The following is an 18689-nucleotide window of genomic DNA, read 5'->3' on the forward strand; positions in this document are numbered from 1 at the left end:
TCATAAGTCCCATATGGAGAGAGCAGACAGATTTCAGCAATCATCCTATTCGTTTAGATCTATTTCTTAGTTGATGTCATTCAATACGATTCTTAACAATTCACTCTCATCTAAGTGCTGTATGAAAGGAATAAGAATGACTTTTCACATTCACCTTTTACATAGTAGCCAATCTCTGATTCAGTTGTACTGACTTTGCTTTTTTTGTTTCTTCTTTATTTTGTAGGGTAAGAGCTTTTCTCTATGTATTTCGCGATAGTTAGCCTCTATCTCCAATATCCACATGAGCATCCTTTTCTCAATGAAATCGTCATTTTACAACACTTTCATACGGAATCTCCTTTCACTTCGCATTAATGGTTAAATCTGTTGCTATCTTAGCGTATAAATACCAACTTTTCGATCACTATTCAGAATTATTTCATTTAAACATGAATGGATCACCTTTTTTTCTGATCAACACAAATAAATAACCATAAAATACTAATTTATTTGATGATTATATATGAAAAGGGGTTTTTTTCCTGTATACTTAATCAATATGAACACCATGAAAAACAGTGAAAAAAGACAGAATCTACTACATGATTCGGCACAAAATTTAATTGACTGGAGTGATTGTCATGAAAAAGGTGTCCAAAAAACAGACACCCTACAACACGATATTTCTCTCGAAGATAATTGGTTTAGTGCTTCTTACACTGTTTCTCGTTTTTATCTGGGATATGTCTAAACCCCATTTGCAGGCGACAAATGGGCAAGCAAAAATTGTTACTAGCAGTGACTTCCGAGACACAAGTATCAGTCTGAAAGCAAAAGATCATTCTACAAGAACATTGGATCAACAATTTAAGACCAATCCAAACCAACAGGCAACGAATAAAACGGTCTTTTTAACATTTGATGATGGCCCTTCTGCTACATCAAATCAGCTGTTAAATGTCTTAAAAGCACATCAAGTGAAGGCGACATTCTTCATGCTTGGACCGCAAATCCAAGCTCACCAAGCAGCGGTGAAAAGACTTTATCAAGAAGGACATCAATTAGGGCTTCATGGCATGACGCATGATATAAACCGCTTTTATCAGAACAGTGAGTCTCCCGCAAATGAAATGAGAGAAGCTCAGCTCATTCTTGCTTCTGTTACAGGCGTTTACACCCGTCTTGTGAGAACACCTTATGGCAGTGTTCCAAATTTAACATATGATCAAAAAGTACGTTTAAACCAAAATGGCTTTATTTACTGGGATTGGACGATTGATAGCCTTGACTGGAGATATAAAAATTCACAATATGTTCCAGAGGTATTGAATCAACTGCAAATGTTTGAGAAAAATAAACCATGGGAACCAAAAGTTATTTTAATGCATGATCAACCCTCTACCACGAACTATTTAGATAGCCTGATTACACAACTAAAAGCAAGGGGCTATACTTTTGCAGTCATTAACGAAACAATGCCGCCGGTACAACATTAATAGCGCTAATCACAACAAGCCCGTATCTAAAAGATGCGGGCTTTCACCTCTCCAAGAGAAGTGTTTACATAACAGATTGCTTAGGTTCTTCCATTAGCTCCTGCTCTGTTTCTTTTTTAAAAGGAATCATGTGATAAATAATATGAAGCAAAATAGCGGTAAAGCTTCCGGCGACAATTCCGTTACTTGTTAACAATTTAATCGATTCTGGCAAATGATCAAACATTTGCGGTACCACCGTTACTCCGAGCCCGATGCCAACTGAGCATGCGACAATGAGTAAGTTTTCCTGTTTGGCAAAATCGACGCGTGAGAGCATTTTAATCCCGTACGCAATGACCATGCCAAACATGGCGACCATTGCACCGCCTAGAACGGATTTAGGAATAATCGTTGTAAATGCCGCGATTTTAGGAAAAAGGCCAAATACCATTAATAATACACCTGTCACCACAATGACCTGATTTTTCTTCACACCTGTTAATTGGATCAATCCAACGTTTTGGGAGTAGGCTGTGTATGGAAAAGCGTTGAAGATACCGCCTAATAAGACGGCAATTCCCTCTGCACGATATCCCTTTGCTAAATCCTTCTCTTTTAATGAACGATTCGTTAAATCTCCGAGCGCAAAGTATACACCCGTTGATTCGACTAATGACACAATGGCAACTAATGTCATCGTCATGATTGGTGCAAACTCAAAAGTAGGCAACCCAAAGTAAAAAGGCTCAATGATGCGGAAAACTTGTGCATTCGCCACTTCTGCCGTCTCCACCTTCCCTAAGAAAGCAGCAACTGCTGTCCCAAGTAGAATGCCGATTAAGATGGCAATGGCTTTCATGAATCCCTTTGTAAATCGATAGAGAAGGACAATAATAAACAACACTAGAAAAGCAAGTCCAAGATTCTCAAAAGAACCATAGTCTGCACTTCCTTCACCACCTGCCATATTGTTCATGGCTACCGGAATTAAGGTAATTCCAATGATCGTGACGACGGAACCTGTGACAACGGGCGGGAAGAATTTCACAAGCTTCCCAAAGAAAAATGAAAGAGCAATGACAATACACCCTGCGGCGATAATACTTCCATATATAGACGAAATTCCATATTTAGAGCCAATCGCAATCATAGGAGATACCGCAGTAAATGTACAGCCTAGTACAACAGGCAAACCGATGCCAAAAAAGCGGTTTTTCCATACTTGAAGCAGTGTGGCGGCGCCGCACATGAAAATATCTGCCGAAATTAAGTACGTCAGCTGGGCTGGCGTGAGCCCAAGCGCATCTCCAACAATGAGCGGGACAAGAACCGCACCTGCATACATCGCCAGTACATGCTGTATCCCTAGCGAAAGGGTTTTGGCTTTTTTAGCGGCACTCATGATTGTACCTCGCGTACAAACGTGACTTTTCCTTCCTCAAGCGATTCGATACGTGCGAGTGACTCGACTCTATAGCCCATTTGCACAAGCTCTTTTCTTCCAGGCTGGAATGATTTCTCGATAACAATTCCAAAACCAGCTACTTTTGCTTTCGCTTGCTTTGCGATTGCAGCTAGTCCCTTAGCGGCTTCTCCATTTGCTAAAAAGTCGTCGATGATTAACACACAATCATCCTCACTAAGGTGCGTGTTAGAGACAGCGATCGTACTTTCTACTTTTTTGGTAAAAGAATACACACTTGCTGTCAAAAGGTTATCCGTTAAAGTCAGTGATTGCCGCTTTCGGGCAAAAACAACTGGCACATGAAGGGCAAGTCCAGCCATGACAGCAGGTGCAATACCAGAAGATTCGATTGTGATAATTTTAGTAATTCCATCATGCTTAAATAATCTAGCAAACTCTTGACCGATCTCATGCATTAACACAGGATCAATTTGATGATTTAAAAAAGCATCTACCTTTAGCACTTGATTTGACAGAACGATTCCTTCGTTCTCGATCTTTTGACGTAACAATTCCATCATTCTTCCTCCCAGCATATTAGCAACTTTCATTTTTTTGCATAAAAAAAGCATTGCTGTCCATTAAGGAGCAAGCAATGCGAAAACGATCCACGGGATCTTCAGCTCATACAAAAGCTGTTTCATTTTGCTCACTCATAGTCGGACGGTATCGGTGTCCGGTAGAAACTTGCGTGCCTTCATCACGCGATTATATGAGTGTTTCATAGTGTTCAAATTATAACAAGATTTCAGACGCTTGGAAAGCACTTTTCTAGAAAAATACCGAACTTAAATAATCATTAAGCTTTAAACGTTCGTTTTTAGAATATTCAACCAGCAAAAAAGCACCCTTCTGATTAAAGGGTGCCTCAGATTGTTGACAAAGGGCTAAAATGAACTTTATTTTAGCCCTTTGTCTTCTTTTCAGCGTGATAGAAAACCTTTGCAGTCTAGGAGGGGCGAGCACCGGAGCAGAGCGAATTTAACATTCGTGAGCACCGGCGCGCAGACCCTGACAACGAATGCGAGGGTTTGTCTACACGCTGAAGCACCCTTCTGATCAAAGGGTGCCTTTCATTTATGATAAATACAGTTTCGTGTACTTATCTGTTAAATAATCAATTAAGTATTGAACATTTAATTCTTCACCAGTTGCGTCTTGAATGATCTCAGATGGCTTTTTCCGTTTTCCATGCTTGTGGACATGTTCAGTTAGCCATTCTTTTATTGGTGCAAAAGACCCATTTTGAATCAGTTCATCAAAATTCGGTAAATCTTTGATCATTTGCTGCTTTAATTGCGCCGCATACATATAACCAAGTGCATATGAAGGGAAATAACCAAAACTACCATCAGACCAGTGAACATCCTGCAAAATACCAAGCGCATCGTTAGGCGGCGTAATGCCAAGATATGCTTTATATTTTTCATTCCATAACGCTGGCAGATCTTCAACTGCTACTTCTTCATTGAAAATGGCTTTTTCAATTTCATAGCGAATAATAATGTGAAGCGGATACGTGAGTTCATCTGCTTCAATTCGAATGTAAGTCGGCTTCGATTCATTCACCGCATGCACAAATTCTTCTAAAGTGACATCTTTAAATTGTTCAGGAGATGCTTCTTGCAGTTTTTGATAATACGTTTTCCAGAAATCTTCATGTCTGCCGATAAAGTTCTCAAAGAAAAGAGACTGTGATTCATGAATACCCATTGATGTGCCGTCACATAAGAGCGTTCCGCTCAGCGCCTCATCAATATTTTGTTCATAAATGGCATGGCCGCATTCGTGAATGGTGCCAAAGATCGCCATGCGAAAATCGTGCTCATCATAACGCGTCGTCACACGTACATCCCCTCTGCTTAATGTCACAGCAAATGGATGAACCGTTGTATCAAGTCGTCCTGCGTCAAAGTCATACCCTAACTCTTTTAAGAAAAAGAGACTCAGCTCTTTTTGTTTGTCGATCGGGAAGCTTTTCGATAAAAACGAAGTATCTGGTTTATTTGGCGAAGCTTCAATTTTTTTCACGAGAGGAACGATGGCGTCTCGGAGTGCACCGAATTTTTGATCGAGTTGTTCAACCGTCATATCCGGCTCATAATTATTGAGCAGCACATCATATGGTGTTTTTTTCACGCCCCAGTATTGAATGAAACGCTTGTTAAAATCAATCAGCTGTTTTAAATAGGGTGCAAAGAGTGAAAAATCTGATTTCTCCCTTGCTTCTACCCAAACATGTTCTGCTTTTGATTGAAGAATGGAGTATTCTTTAAATTCTTCTTTTGGAATTTTACTGTTTTCTTCATATTCTTTTTGCGATAATTCGAGTGCCTTCTGCGTGTCTTTTGACAGCTTTTCTTTCTCTTTATTTAATGCATCAAGAAGATCTCTCATTTCATCAGAAGTCTTCATATTAAAGATATCGCTGGATAATTGACCGATGGTTTCTGCTCTGAAATCAGCACTTTTTTTAGGCGCTTGTGTTCGAGAGTCCCAATAAAGTAAATGAAGCGCCTCTGTATAATGGGCGATTTTTCCTAGTAATTGATAAAACGCTTTCTCTTTTGATTCAAGACTCATGCGTTCGTTCCCCCAATCAATAAAATATGTATGTACGTTTCAAGGCTACTTCAATAAATGTTCTTTTGTCAATGAAAAAGGAGGATACGCTGATCGTATCCTCCTTTTATTGAATGGTTTTCTATCATTAAGAGATCACTGGCCTTACTGGAAGAACGGATTCAATTTTACTTTGCAGCTCAATATCTTTCTGACTGCCAAAGTAAATATGAATGCTGCCAGCATCTTGGCTTGTCCGAATCAGTCTCCCAATGCCCTGCCTTAGACGAAGCAGCATGTACGGAAGGTCCACTTCAGTAAATGCATCTTTCGCTTCATTCCGTTTTGCTTCAAATACTGGGTCATGCGGTGGATATGGAAGTCCCCAAATGACCACATTTGTTAGAGACTGTCCTGGAATATCCAGCCCTTCCCACAAGTGAACGGAACATAGCACAGATGTTTCATCCGCTTGGAACTTTTGAACAATGGTACTGATCTCCTCGTCTCCTTCAAAATACACATGGAAAGGCAGTGATTCATTTGATGCATCGAGCTGCTTTCTAAATACATGCAGTTCATCAAATGAAGGGAATAAAATAAGAGATCGACCGCCATTTTCTTTTACTTGAGACAGCACGTGCTGACCTTTTACAGCTGACTCTGTCATTGGCTGCTGAATTCCGTGGAAATACATTTGCATTTGCTCCTCATAATCATACGGCGAAGCCACACTCATGGATAAATAATCTTTAATCCCAAGGCTTTCAGCTAAATAATCAAATGATTGATTTTCAGATAACGTAGCAGATGAGAAAATATAAGGGATTTTTTGCGAAAATACCTTTTCACCGAGAACTTCTGCTACCGTTTTTGGCATGACGACAAAGGTGGTATCTAATTCCTGCTTCTCCAGCCAGCTAATGGCATTTTTCTGATAAAGCGACAGAGAATACGCCATCTGCTCAATGTACTCTTCTACAACAGACAATTCGTACTGATCAATTGTGTACATCTCTGATTCAAATACGAGCGCTTCTCCAATCTTCTCAAGCAAATCACATAATTCACTTGCTGAACGCTTTACCTCATCTACACGACCAATTTCAAGACGGTGTGATCCTTTGATTTCTTTGGCATTCGTTTTTAAGAGATAAAAGAACTGATCGTTTGTTGCAAGTGCATCTTCAACAAGCTCTGCAAACTCTTCACGAATATCATTTTGCAAAAGACGCTCCAAAAACGTCTCTAGTGTTGATTGTTTCACTCGGTATGTTAGCGCTTTTTGTGCTGCAAATTCAAGAAGATGTCCTTCATCAAATACAACAGAGCTATGCTCAGGAAGGAGCGGCAGCTGTCCTTCACGTTTACGTGACTCCTTTGTCCATACATGCTCCATGTAAAAGTCATGAGAACAAATGATGAGGTCTGTTGCTTTTCGGTAATGGTCTCTTGATAAATTCAAGCCACAGCGGTGCCGCATGTCGCATGTTAAGCAGTCCTGAAAAGAGTCATAACCAATTCTTGACCACTCATCATTTGTTAATTCTGGATACTCTTTTCGATCACCATACGGATAAAATGTCTGCATCCCATGAGATTCATGAACAAATGAAGGAAGCGATTCATAAATATCGAGCCACTTCTCATCATCTTCACGTTGCATCGTTTTCTCTAGTTTCTTTAAGCATAAATATTGATCATGCGATTTACTTAATCTCGCATCTATTTGAATATCAAGGTGATTGGCAATTTTATAGATATCACCTTCTTGTTTGACCAGCTGTTCAATTAACGTTTCATCTGCACATGCAATGATCGCAGGTTTCCCTGTATATCTTGCATATGTGACCGCAAATAAAAGATAAACGATTGTTTTGCCTGTGCCTACCCCAGCTTCGGCAAACATCACACTTTTTTCTTTAAAGGCCCTTTCTAACTGAAAAGCCATGAATATTTGTTCATCTCGAAGATCAAAGCCCTTTTCTGGCAAAATGTCATAAAACACATCACCAATCCAGTTGCCCAGTTCTTCGTAAAAATTATGTTCTTTTGTTAATGAAAAAGGCAAACGAGATGCTGTCACCTGCTTCAACCCCCAACTTTTGAATCATTCAGACATTCAATAGTAACATTTATGCTGGGGTATGACAATCTTTTTTTTAAGAGCGCAGGCGATGCTGGTAGCTTTCCTTCATTAAAAATGCGTGCTCTGAATGGTCTATGTAGTTTTGAGCCATTGCTAAGTTCTCGATGGCTGCCGTAAGTTTAGCAGATTGTCCCATTTCAATCCCCTCTATTTCTCGGGCTGTTGAAGCGAGTGCTTTTTGAATTAACTGAAATTGATCATAATGAATCATGAAGACACCTCTTTTTTTAAAATCAAGTTCAGTTTATTCCGTCCCGTGAAGACTTATACCTTTTTAGCATAAAAAATCCACACCTTCTCGTGGTGTGGACATTTGTTACGATTCAGTTGTTTGCTTTCTAGGCCGGCGTTTTCCCCAGTATTGATAATAGTCTGTTTTAATAAATCCATTAAACAGTTTTCTCTTTTTCGTCGCTTTTCTTCCGAAACACTCTTCGAATTTTTCATGTGACGTTAAAATGTAAATAGACCACGTATCTAGGTTTTTCAATGCTTCGCCCATGCCTTGATACATTTTTTCCACAGCTGGCTTATCGCTCAGACGTTCACCGTAAGGCGGATTTCCGACAATCACACCATACTCATCTTTTGTTTGAAAGTCTTTCACTTGCATTTGCTTAAATTGAATCAGTTCACTAAGACCAGCTTCTTCTGCGTTCAGTTTCGCAATCTCTACCATACGATGATCAATATCGCTCGCGATAATGTGAAGCGGCTGATCATAGTTCGCCTTTTCTTCTACTTCAAGGCGTGCTTTGTTCCAAACGTCCTCACCGATCCATTCCCATGATTCAGATGCGAACTCACGGTTAAATCCAGGGGCAATGTTTTGTCCAATCATCGCTGCTTCAATAGCAATTGTTCCTGATCCGCAAAAAGGATCGACAAACGGACGGTCAGGTGTCCAGTTCGTTAATAAGACAAGCGCCGCTGCAAGGGTTTCTTTAATCGGCGCCCCGCCTTGATCTGCACGGTATCCACGTTTATGAAGACCCACACCAGACGTATCAAGCGTCAGCAATACTTTATCTTTTAAAAGCGCTACCTCGATTTTGTATTCAGGGCCCGTCTCTTCTAGCCATTCAGACTGTATGTTGTAAGATGATCTAAGTTTTTGCGCGATAGCCTTTTTGACGATGCGCTGACAATCCGGCACACTGGCAAGCTGAGATTTAACAGATTTACCAATGACGGGAAATGTGCTATTTTTCGGTAAAAATGCGGCCCAGTCAATGGCTTTAGTCTGCTCAAAAAGCTCGTCGAATGTTCTAGCCGAAAATTCAGCAACTTGGACCTTGATTCGGTCTGCTGTACGCAGCCATAGATTCGCACGGCAAATGGCAAGCGCATCTCCTTGAAAAATAACTTTTCCGTTATCTACGGTGCACTCATACCCAAGGTCTCTTACTTCTTTTGCAACAATCGCTTCAATTCCCATTGGCGCTGTTGCGATGAGTGTATAGGTTTTCATTTGTTTATCACCTGTTTTCTCGTTCTTTTCTTAATCAAGATAAAAGCTCTCCATATGTAGAAATAGGAGAGCTTTGATTTCATCATGTTTATGATAACGGATATAACGTTCTGTAAGCCATGTTTTGTTCCATCGTACTGCAAACGGCAAAAGCCTCGTACTCAGGTGGTAATCATCTATCTACAGAATTCTCTGTCCTTCTCTCCGTTTGGTTCCTTTGAGAAAGTTCCCCTACCAAGTTTGGGTTTCTCGCTCGAGGGGTTTACCGCGTTCCACTCTCACCATTTCTAGTGAGACTTCGTCACTGTGGCACTTTCAAGGATACTTTGCCATATCCTACAAAGACGTAGGCATTTTTCCTGCCGTCAGCCTTTCCCAGGCTGCCCTGGCTTATTTTTTCGCCAGGCACGAACACTACGGGCATCTCAGCACCGTGCGAGCATGGACTTTCCTCTGCAATGTCAAAGCATTACAGCGATTACCCGAACGTTAATCAACATGCGTTATTATAAACGACAATGTCATCTGACACAAGCTTTTTTGGTATTACTCAATCATAAAGTTTGCTGCCGAAAACGTGTTTCTCAAGATTAGATAGTCTTTTTAAAATATCAAAGTTTGTTGTATTGGACTGTGCAGGCTGTCTTTTCCCTTGCTCAACCGCTTCTTCAAGCTGTTTTGACAAGTGAAGGTTTTCTTGTTGGAGTTTTTCAATTTCTTGATGGAATGTCTCATAGTCTTTAATGACCATATCTAGAAATTTATCGACTTCTTCTTGTTTATACCCTCGGACACCTGTTTTAAATTCTTTTTCTAAAATTTCTTTCGCAGAAAGCTTTACTTTATCAGCAAGCATCTTTTTCACCTCATATCGTGAATTCATAGTATATTTTTTCAGAAATACGTGACGTTGTCAAATTTTCTCTTGCTTTTAGTCAAAAAACGGATCTTCCGCCTCAACCTGTGCTCTTAAATCATCCATTGTGATATACATAATTGGGTAGTCGGTATAGGTTTCAGCTTCTTTAATCATATATTTTGGCGAGCCTTCGTGCTCGGGATCATATAAGACGAGAAGGCCGTCCGTTTTTTCAATAAAAAAGCGGTTCTTTTGTTTAAATTGTGCCGGACTTTCATACGGTCTATGCGTGACACTTTCTACAAAATCAGCTTGTGCAAGAACGCCTTCATACAGCTCTTTATTTTGTTCATTCCAGCGCTCTTCCTGTTCATAAAATGGTGTAATGACAGCAAGTTTTAAATCTGGAAACTCCTCTTGAAGCTCAAAGACCACTTCAGCTGTCCATATTTCTGCCCCTAACTGGCCTGAAATGAGCACCCATTCCAGCCCGTCTTCAATGAGTGCCGTCAGCCTTTTCCGAAGTTCCGCTTTTATGTATTGAAGTGCAGGCTCGTCTTGTTTGAAGATCCCAAGCTCAAATGGCTTGTACCCTGTGACAGCAATAATTTTCATTTTTTCACCTGCTTTTAAAAAAAGGGACTTATAAAAGTCCCATTTCACTTTATCTGTTACAGCAAGGTCCACCGCAGTTAAAGTGTTGATGTGTTGCCGGGTCCACCTGAGAAAACGTATGCGGGAAGTAGTGAACATGTTGGAAATTTTGGTGATGAACATTTGTTACATGCTGCGGGTGGATGTGCGGCACAATTGTAGTTGACTCACTATGCGTACAGCAGTGATTCGTTGGATGTACAATTGGCTGTGTAACATTTGGATTGCAATGATGATGATGGTACATGTAGCATTCCCCTCTCCTTAATTTTCTTACATTAATAATGTATGAATCAAGAGGTGTACATGTACTAATGCATTAACCTATTTTAAAAGTTTGCAAGAAAAACATCTTTATAGTTTGAAAACACAAAAGCGACCAATATGACAACAAGAAAAAACAAGTAGAAAAGACCCTTATACATGCTCTACGCTCCTCATTCAATATCTAACGTTATTTTACAGGATTCGTGACTTTTCTACAATAAAAGTGCTAAACAATTTTTATTTTCGGCCGAGAGCCGAACGTTGTCTTTTTTTGCGCTTTCCCAGGCAATAATTTCATTGCCCAGCTTTTCTTAAGAGCCGCTTTTCTCGCTTGTCAAGTTCCACAATGTCTCGTTCACTTAAAGACGATCGTGATAACAATGTTTGGGTAATGGAAAGGGCTGCTTTTGGATCTTTTTGACGGTGTTCTTCATACTTTGCAAGCTCTACACCCGCTTTTAATCTTAAATGAACATCACTTGATTCAAATAGACGTCTCCATATGCATGCCGCTTCATCCCATTGTTTTAATCGCTTGTACTGTAACGATAGGTCATAAGCTGCTTGATCCGCATGCTCAAACGCTGCTCCCGTTAATTCTTGCAGGTGCTTTGTTGCTTCCTGCACATCACGGTGAGCAAGATGCCACTTAGCTAATGCATATTTCTCATCGTCTTCCTTCACCGCATCTTTGGATAAGATTTTTTTAGACAAATGAATGTAGAGACTGATTAACGATAAGACATCAAGTTCATTGTGAGTCAAAATTCCTTCAATCAGTTTCGGGTTTTGTTCCTTTAAAAAGTGAAAATAGATCATTGGTGCGAGGAACCCCGGTGTATCTCCCTCTCGATTGACGTGCAGTTCCTCTTTTTCTACAACCGAAAGAGCCATACGCTCATATTTATGTTTCCACAATCTCCTTGACCCATGCAGAAGGTCAAAATGACCAAATTCAGGTAGAGCAGGTATTTGATCGCGTAATAATGTATGCCTCGTTTTGACTTGAGGCCAGTCAAACGATTTCCCATTATATGTCACGAGTGATTCGACATCCACCTCACTAAGAAAGCTTTTGTAAAGTGCCGCTTCATTTCCTGGATTCGAGAGCAGATGTTGTTTTACCACCACTTTATCTGAATAAACTCTCGCATGCCCAAGTAGAAAAATCATATTTCCCGTTCCGCCAGATAGTCCTGTTGTTTCTGTATCGAAGAAAAATAGCTCGTGAGGCTTGTAGCCTTTTGCAGAAAGAGAATGCTGAATCTCACTTTTGTTCCATGCACTCACCATCTCCGGCAGTTCTGCAAATGAATATCGCCCATGCTGATGGTCAAGTGGATAGGTCACTTCCCGAATGAGGCAAAAAGAGTCTTCAAAGTAGTAAGGAGCTGCACCTAATTCCCCCCACTCTTTTAGAAATGGAATGGTTTCAGCCGTCACAGTGTGCGTTTGTCCCTCTTTTACTGCCCCACGCTTTTCATCTGACTGATTGTGCGACAGGTGTTTTTTCATTCTGTTTAATTTTCCTTTTAATGACATGAGTACGTCTTTTCCCCCTTTCCTTAAAATCCTGCCATCACTTGAATGATACTGCTTTTTCCATCGATCTCTTTCATTTCCATGCCAATACAAGATGGACAGCCGTTCTCGCAGCTGCATCGCTCAATCAGCTGAGTGGCTGCACGGGCAATTTCATCAAAGCGAGCCTGGACCTCTTTACTTAAACCGATTCCACCTGGGTAATGATCATATAAAAATACAGTCGGTTTCCCGGTATGGGCTGCCTTTATTTGAGAAATGACATGAATGTCTGAACGGTCACACATGACAAACGCCGGAACAATATGCTGAAGAACATTGGCAATACCGAGCAAGAGCTGTTCAAGTATTTTTTCTTCAAATGTCCGCTCTGCTTCATGTAATTCAAACCAAGCAGCACTCGTATGAATCTCTTCTTCAGGTAAGTGAATCGGGCCGGAACCGATATTTTCCCCGGTTGATAATCGAATTTTTTTGAAAATAGTCGGCATTGCATTGACGGTCACATCACCGTAGTGAACAGATACCGCCTCTTTCTCTGTTGTTTGATCAATTTCAAGCACCTTGAGCTGAACTGCTAAATTCGCATCTGTATAATATTCTACATCGACTTGTTTCACATAAGCCTTAAGATGTTCATAATCTAGCTTTTCCACTTGATACTGAACCCCTTCATGTAAATAAATCGCTTCATCATGAAGTAAGGTCATCGCACTGAATCGATCCATCTCCCCAATAATTCGAACGTTCGCTACATCGGATTGATCGACAATGACGACATTTTCCTGACTTGCAGATCTCAGACTGATGCCATGAGCCGGGAACGATTGATCTGACCAATAATAACGGTTCCCGCTGAAATGAAGAACCCCTTCTTCATGTAAGTATTGCAAAATTTCTTCTACTTCCATACCGCCAAACTGTTCATCTTCTCGAAACGGTAGCTCGTAGGACGCACATTTTAGATGATCGACTAGGATGATAAGGTTCTCAGGATTGATTCTTGCCGATTCAGGTGGTCTGTTAAAGAAGTATTCAGGGTGTCTGACAATATATTGGTCAAGTGGCGATGAGCTTGCGACCATGATAATGAGTGCTTCCTCATGACGCCTTCCAGCTCGTCCAGCCTGCTGCCATGTACTCGCTACACTGCCAGGATATCCGGTCATGATACAGACTTTTAGCTGTCCAATATCTACTCCTAATTCTAGTGCGTTTGTGCTGACTACACCGAGAATGTCTCCTTCCCTTAAGCCTTTTTCAATCATGCGCCGCTCTTTCGGCAAATAGCCCCCGCGATAACCACGGATCGATTTAGGACCAATTTCTTTTTTCACTAGTTCTTGAATATGACTTAGGATGACTTCAACTCTTACCCTACTTCTAGCAAAAACAATCGTTTGAATTTTTTCTTTTAAAAATGTTTTAGCGAGCTGATTCACAACAGTGGCCGCACTTTGTCTAATATTTAAAGGCTTATTGACGACTGGCGGGTTGTAAAAGACAAAATTCTTTTTACCGCTAGGTGCTCCGTTTCGTTCAATGAGATGCACCTTGCTTCCGGTCAGCTGCTCTGCAAGCTCTTTCGGATTCGCAATGGTCGCTGATGTACAAATAAAGGTCGGGTCACTTCCGTAAAATGCACAAATTCGCTTTAGTCTTCGAATGACATTGGCGACATGACTGCCAAACACGCCTCGGTATGTATGAAGTTCATCAATGACAATATACTTTAAGTTCTCAAATAAACTGACCCATTTCGTATGATGAGGCAAAATCGCTGAGTGCAGCATATCTGGATTTGTGATGACAATATGTCCTGCCTGTCTGACGCGCTGGCGAATCGCTGGGGAGGTGTCCCCGTCATAGGTTTCACTGTGAATTGGAACATCCATCTCATGAATGATTTCGTTTAATTCACTTTTTTGATCTTGCGCAAGTGCTTTTGTTGGAAATAAATAGAGGGAGCGGCTTGTCTGATCTTCTGCGATCGACTGAAGAACTGGCAGATTGTAGCAAAGCGTTTTACCTGAAGCTGTAGGTGTCACAGTCACCACATTCTCACCATCCATCACACGTTTAAAGGCTTCCTTTTGATGAATGTATAGTTCGCTAACACCTCTTTTTTCAAGCGCCACTTTGAGCCTGTCATTTACTCTTTCAGGAATTGGAGAAGTCAGTGCAGGCTTCGCTTCAATTTCATGCCAATGCTCGATCTGTTCGTCTTTTTTTAAATCTTCTATGAGTTCGTTCATTGTTTTCTTCTTCATCTGGTATCCACCTCTCATTCTAGTGTACCGAATATTTGTTTGCATGACTAGGCGGCAATTTTTTGATGCACCGCTTGTGAGCAAATATTTTGATGTGTTGTAACAATATCTATTACACTTCTATAGTGAAATGATTTTATCAAGGAAGAAGATGATCAGATTGAAAAACGAATTTAAGCCTTTATTTGAGCCTTTTACATTCCCAGGGGGTGCCTCTATTGATGGCCGTTTAGTCGTTGCACCAATGACACACTTCGGTTCTCATGAGGATGGCACGATCTCAAAGGAAGAAATTGATTTTATTACCGCTAGATCAAGCGAAATGGGCATGGTCATCACCGCATGTGCAAACGTAACGCCAGATGGTAAGGCGTTTGAAGGACAGCCTTCTATTTCAAGGGATGAAGATATACCTGGCCTTCAAAAGCTTGCTTCTGCGATTCAAGCGAAAGGAACAAAAGCCATTATGCAAATTCATCATGGCGGCTCTCAGGCTCTCCCTCATTTAGTCCCAAACGGTGATGTCGTTGCGCCAAGTGATGTATTTAAAGATGGAAAACAAATTGCGAGAGCTTTGACAGAAGAAGAAATTCCTCACATCATCGACTCATTTAAAGAAGCAGCAAGGCGCGCAATCCAAGCAGGATTTGATGGGATCGAAATCCATGGAGCGAACGGATATTTATTACAGCAATTCTACTCCCCGCATAGTAATCAGCGTACAGATCAATGGGGCGGAAGCGAAGAAAAACGTCTCGCATTTCCAATTGCAGTAGTAGATGCAGTGAAAGAAGCAATCAAAGAGCATGTAACAAAACCATTTATCTTTGGGTATCGATTATCACCTGAAGAACCAGAAACACCTGGTTTAACCATGACAGAAACATTTACTTTAGTGGACGTACTTAAGACGAAAAACCTTGATTACTTGCATATTTCTTTAATGGAGATTGACGCTAAAGCAAGACGTGGTGCTGATACAAGTAAGACGCGGATGGAGTTATTAAAAGAGCGCTGTGGTGACATGCTTCCACTCATCGGCGTCGGCAGCGTCATTACAGCTGAGGATGCACTGAATGCATACAATCAAGGGATTCCACTCATCGCTGTTGCAAGAGAAGTCATTGTTGATCCCGATTGGGCAGTAAAGATTAAAGAAGGCAGAGAAAACGAGATTGAGACCGTCATTAAACGTAGTCAAAAAGACAAGTACATGATTCCAGAGGGTTTATGGACTGTCATGGAAGCAAGTAAAGGCTGGGTTCCAATGGAGGATTAATCTCCTCAATAAAAAAACTACCCTATCAACTCAGGGTAGTTTTTTTGGATTATTTCATTTTCACTGTAAAAAGCTTGGACGTCTGCTTTTCTACAGAGCCCTTAGGTTCTTTGTCAAGATGTTCTACTAAATCACCATTCATGATGACAATTGGTGTCACTGTGCTTGCCGCTTTTTCTTCAATCAGCGCTAAATCACACGTAATGAGAGGATCACCTGCTTTCACTTTATCCCCTTCTTTTATGTGTGCTTCAAAGCCTTCACCATTTAATCCAACCGTTTCAAGTCCGATATGAATCAGAAGCTCAAGCCCCGAGAGTGTTCGAATCCCAATTGCATGTTTTGTATGGAAGAGTTGAATAACTTCACCATCTACTGGCGACACAATGGTTCCGTTTTTTGGTTTTACAGCTACGCCGTCTCCCATCATCTTTTGAGAAAAAACGGGATCTGGTACATCGGTCATATCCATTAACTCTCCATCAACTGGAGAATAAATGACTTCTTCCTTTACATCATCTTGGTTTTTTCCGAAACCGAATAATTTTTTCAGCAATGTTCATTTGCTCCCTTCAAGCTTTGCTTCTAGATCTATTCAGCGTATAAACTTTCACGCCCATACACCTTGCTTCATTCAACACTATTTAATCATAATTTTTTCCTCTCATCAATTGATAACCGCCTGAGCCCCTTTTGCATAGGCTGTAGATGAGAGGTGATTCAAATGAAACATGAAAGTGAAAAGAAACACGAGTTGTTAGCAAATGAAGACATTCTATATGAAGCGATTGAACAATTTTTTGCATCATCACCGTTTCACGACATTTTAAATAGTGCAGAGGCGCTGATGACCACGAGCCATTCACTTGCATCCATTACAACCGATGTGACAGAAGATGATCAATATGTATATATTGAGATTCGATTTCCAGACCATTTTGTCGAAGGTGATATCGCACTAGAAGTGAAAGCGCAATATTTACACTTATCGGTACAGGAAAAAATCAAAACAGACACGACTTCCTCCTATTCAAGCTTTACCAAAACCATTTTAATGCCTGCAAAAATAGATGAAACCAATATGAAGAGCGTTTGGAAAGATCAATCACTTCGTGTGACTGCGCCAAAACAAACAACCCAATAGATGTATATCTATTGGGTTTTGCTATGCTTTAAAAATACTAGTAAATCCTTTCGCCAATGAGCCCACTTGATTCATTGTACTCATCATTTGTCCAGCAGTATCAAACATTTTATTAAAATCGTATTGCCCATTCGTTTTTTTAAATTGTGACAGCACACTTTTAAATTGAGATGATTGCTGTTTTTGCGGCCTTGGCAAAGGATAAGGGTTCATAGGCTGCTGCATAGGCATCATGCCCGGCGGCTGCATTTGCGGCTGATTCATTGCTTCAGGCTGCGGCTGATAAGGCTGGAAGTTTTCCTGATATCCAAAAGGCGGCTGATAACCTGCAGACGGCGGCTGGTTCATTTCACCTTGATATGGAGGCATGAAATATTCTGGAGGCTGCGGAGGCTGCTGCATATCTGGATACGGAAAAGGTGGTTGCTGAAATTGATTCATTTCATAAGATGGCTGGTTTGAATAAGGGAACATGTATCTCGCTCCTCTCGCTCTGAAAACATATTGAAGTCAATGATATATTATGTTCAGGAAGCAGAAGATGTGCCTACAGCAGCCATAAGAAAAACGCAGGCTGTTTCATCAGCTGCGTTTGTTGATTTCTTCTATTAAAAGGTTCAGTGTATAAATCACTGACTCAACTAAATTTTTCACACGAGGTGCATGCTGTTTGCCAAAAAAAGATTGCAGCACAACCTCTTTTCCATTTTCTTGGACGGCTTCAAGCTGTTCTTGATGTAAGTATCTAGGTTTGGCCTGATGAATAAATGAGGTAGCAGCAGTAAGCCACTCTTCCATTTGCTGATCAAATTTGACAACGGCCGGTTGAATATCGTTGTAAAAATCATAAACTGGGTATTCCTCTTCTGCCTTTCCCTTTAGGTACTGCTCGTATGCTTCTTCGATCCACGTGATCAACTCTTGTGTATGTTTAAGTAATGTTTGATTATCCAAAGTGTTCACCTCTATGAACCATCCTATCAAACGTTTACTTATTGCTCAAATAGAAAAGCTATCCGGCGTGATATGCGGGTCTTGCCTGCAGCTTATACTCTGCTGCATGAATTTTCAATTCACATTCCTTCACTTCAGATTCAAGACGGTCAATGATTTGTTCTTGCTCCTCTACGGCAGCGTTTTTTGTTTTTTTGACAGCTAAAGACAGTTCTTCTTCCACCGCATCAATCTTTCGCTCAATTTCCTCTAACAACTGCATAATGGATTCTTTTGATACAAATTCGCTCATCATCAGATTCCTCCTTTATCATCTCTCGTTACATTCTCTTTTCTTTTGCTCCCTCCTTCATACATGACAAAACTAGAACTAAATCGCCAATCTAAGTGAAGATAAGCGCAATTTCTTCCATTTCGACATGTGCTTGTCCTTCTTTGTATGATCGCGTCCGATTGTGTAAATTCTAAGGACAAAGGAGGTAGATGTCATGAAAAAGCAGCAAGCACCAAAAGAGCAAAAAACAAAAGGGAAAGAAAATAATACAGATCAGCTTGATAAAAAGCTCGGCGGCCCTAACCGTCCATCCACGTAAAAAAAGCAGGTACCCCCTGC

19 protein-coding genes, 1 other RNA gene and 1 riboswitch are annotated in these 18689 nt (G+C 40.7%); of the genes, 4 read left to right on the forward strand and 16 right to left on the reverse strand.

All coding sequences use genetic code 11. The features are described from left to right. Positions 1-623: 623 nt before the first annotated feature. Positions 624-1478 (forward strand): polysaccharide deacetylase family protein, encoded by an 855-nt coding sequence (locus NST24_RS10315; protein WP_342461739.1) that lies wholly within the window; start codon positions 624-626, stop codon positions 1476-1478. 64 nt (positions 1479-1542) lie between these two features. On the opposite strand, the gene pbuX is transcribed toward NST24_RS10315, so the two are convergent. The 12 genes from pbuX to NST24_RS10375 form a co-directional block, all read right to left on the reverse strand. Beyond that, entirely contained in the window at positions 1543-2862 is a 1320-nt protein-coding gene (gene pbuX, locus NST24_RS10320) for a xanthine permease PbuX (protein ID WP_039165638.1), read from the reverse strand. Further along, positions 2859-3443: a xanthine phosphoribosyltransferase gene (gene xpt / locus NST24_RS10325; protein WP_008346333.1), complete on the reverse strand. Its 585-nt coding sequence runs from the start codon at positions 3441-3443 to the stop codon at positions 2859-2861. Before xpt ends, pbuX begins: the two co-directional genes overlap by 4 nt. Positions 3444-3561: 118 nt before the next feature. Next, positions 3562-3661, reverse strand: a riboswitch (purine riboswitch). 341 nt (positions 3662-4002) lie between these two features. Beyond that, entirely contained in the window at positions 4003-5508 is a 1506-nt protein-coding gene (locus NST24_RS10330; protein WP_342461740.1) for a carboxypeptidase M32, read from the reverse strand. A 127-nt stretch (positions 5509-5635) separates the two neighbouring features. Next, positions 5636-7573: an ATP-dependent DNA helicase gene (locus tag NST24_RS10335; RefSeq protein WP_045035048.1), complete on the reverse strand. Its 1938-nt coding sequence runs from the start codon at positions 7571-7573 to the stop codon at positions 5636-5638. 76 nt (positions 7574-7649) lie between these two features. Continuing rightward, entirely contained in the window at positions 7650-7847 is a 198-nt protein-coding gene (locus tag NST24_RS10340; protein ID WP_041507043.1) for a hypothetical protein, read from the reverse strand. Positions 7848-7952: 105 nt separating this feature from the next. Next, positions 7953-9107: a class I SAM-dependent RNA methyltransferase gene (locus NST24_RS10345; protein ID WP_039165648.1), complete on the reverse strand. Its 1155-nt coding sequence runs from the start codon at positions 9105-9107 to the stop codon at positions 7953-7955. Between the two features lie 108 nt (positions 9108-9215). Beyond that, an RNA gene (rnpB, locus tag NST24_RS10350) (RNase P RNA component class B) lies at positions 9216-9597 on the reverse strand. 60 nt (positions 9598-9657) lie between these two features. Beyond that, positions 9658-9963, reverse strand: a complete 306-nt coding sequence (gene gpsB / locus NST24_RS10355; protein ID WP_008344631.1) for a cell division regulator GpsB — start codon at positions 9961-9963, stop codon at positions 9658-9660. Positions 9964-10038: 75 nt separating this feature from the next. Continuing rightward, positions 10039-10581 (reverse strand): DUF1273 domain-containing protein, encoded by a 543-nt coding sequence (locus tag NST24_RS10360; RefSeq protein ID WP_202394241.1) that lies wholly within the window; start codon positions 10579-10581, stop codon positions 10039-10041. Between the two features lie 49 nt (positions 10582-10630). After that, positions 10631-10867: a spore coat protein CotD gene (gene cotD, locus NST24_RS10365; RefSeq protein WP_072368252.1), complete on the reverse strand. Its 237-nt coding sequence runs from the start codon at positions 10865-10867 to the stop codon at positions 10631-10633. Between the two features lie 314 nt (positions 10868-11181). Next, entirely contained in the window at positions 11182-12429 is a 1248-nt protein-coding gene (locus tag NST24_RS10370; RefSeq protein WP_342461741.1) for a ribonuclease H-like domain-containing protein, read from the reverse strand. A 23-nt stretch (positions 12430-12452) separates the two neighbouring features. Next, positions 12453-14699 carry a DEAD/DEAH box helicase gene (locus NST24_RS10375; RefSeq protein ID WP_342461742.1) on the reverse strand — a complete coding sequence of 749 codons (2247 nt, stop codon included), beginning with the start codon at positions 14697-14699 and terminating at the stop codon, positions 12453-12455. 160 nt (positions 14700-14859) lie between these two features. On the opposite strand from NST24_RS10375, the gene NST24_RS10380 reads away from it, so the two are divergent. After that, positions 14860-15978 (forward strand): NADH-dependent flavin oxidoreductase, encoded by a 1119-nt coding sequence (locus NST24_RS10380; protein ID WP_342461743.1) that lies wholly within the window; start codon positions 14860-14862, stop codon positions 15976-15978. Between the two features lie 49 nt (positions 15979-16027). Here the strand turns inward: NST24_RS10380 and NST24_RS10385 are convergent, their stop codons facing one another. Continuing rightward, positions 16028-16534 carry a PTS glucose transporter subunit IIA gene (locus NST24_RS10385; protein ID WP_058336717.1) on the reverse strand — a complete coding sequence of 169 codons (507 nt, stop codon included), beginning with the start codon at positions 16532-16534 and terminating at the stop codon, positions 16028-16030. A 168-nt stretch (positions 16535-16702) separates the two neighbouring features. Here NST24_RS10385 and NST24_RS10390 point away from each other — a divergent pair, with 168 nt between their 5' ends. Beyond that, the gene (locus NST24_RS10390) at positions 16703-17122 is read left to right on the forward strand and encodes an Hsp20/alpha crystallin family protein (RefSeq protein ID WP_007500867.1); all 420 of its coding nucleotides are present in this window, start codon (positions 16703-16705) and stop codon (positions 17120-17122) included. 21 nt (positions 17123-17143) lie between these two features. Here the strand turns inward: NST24_RS10390 and NST24_RS10395 are convergent, their stop codons facing one another. The 3 genes from NST24_RS10395 to NST24_RS10405 all read right to left on the reverse strand — a co-directional run bounded on the left by NST24_RS10395 (position 17144) and on the right by NST24_RS10405 (position 18368). Further along, positions 17144-17596 carry a YppG family protein gene (locus tag NST24_RS10395; RefSeq protein WP_342461744.1) on the reverse strand — a complete coding sequence of 151 codons (453 nt, stop codon included), beginning with the start codon at positions 17594-17596 and terminating at the stop codon, positions 17144-17146. 108 nt (positions 17597-17704) lie between these two features. Continuing rightward, on the reverse strand, positions 17705-18085 hold the full coding sequence (locus NST24_RS10400; protein WP_342461745.1) for a YppE family protein: 381 nt from the start codon (positions 18083-18085) through the stop codon (positions 17705-17707). Positions 18086-18134: 49 nt separating this feature from the next. Further along, complete coding sequence (locus tag NST24_RS10405; RefSeq protein WP_224558417.1) at positions 18135-18368, reverse strand: DUF5446 family protein; 234 nt, start codon at positions 18366-18368, stop codon at positions 18135-18137. Positions 18369-18564: 196 nt separating this feature from the next. Between NST24_RS10405 and sspM the strand changes: the two genes are divergently transcribed. Next, a complete protein-coding gene (sspM, locus tag NST24_RS10410) occupies positions 18565-18669 on the forward strand; it encodes an acid-soluble spore protein SspM (RefSeq protein WP_342461746.1) in 105 nt (34 codons plus the stop codon). The last annotated feature ends 20 nt before the right edge of the window (positions 18670-18689 follow it).

Source organism: Bacillus sp. FSL R5-0286 (assembly GCF_038593245.1).
Lineage (GTDB): Bacteria > Bacillota > Bacilli > Bacillales > Bacillaceae > Bacillus > Bacillus altitudinis.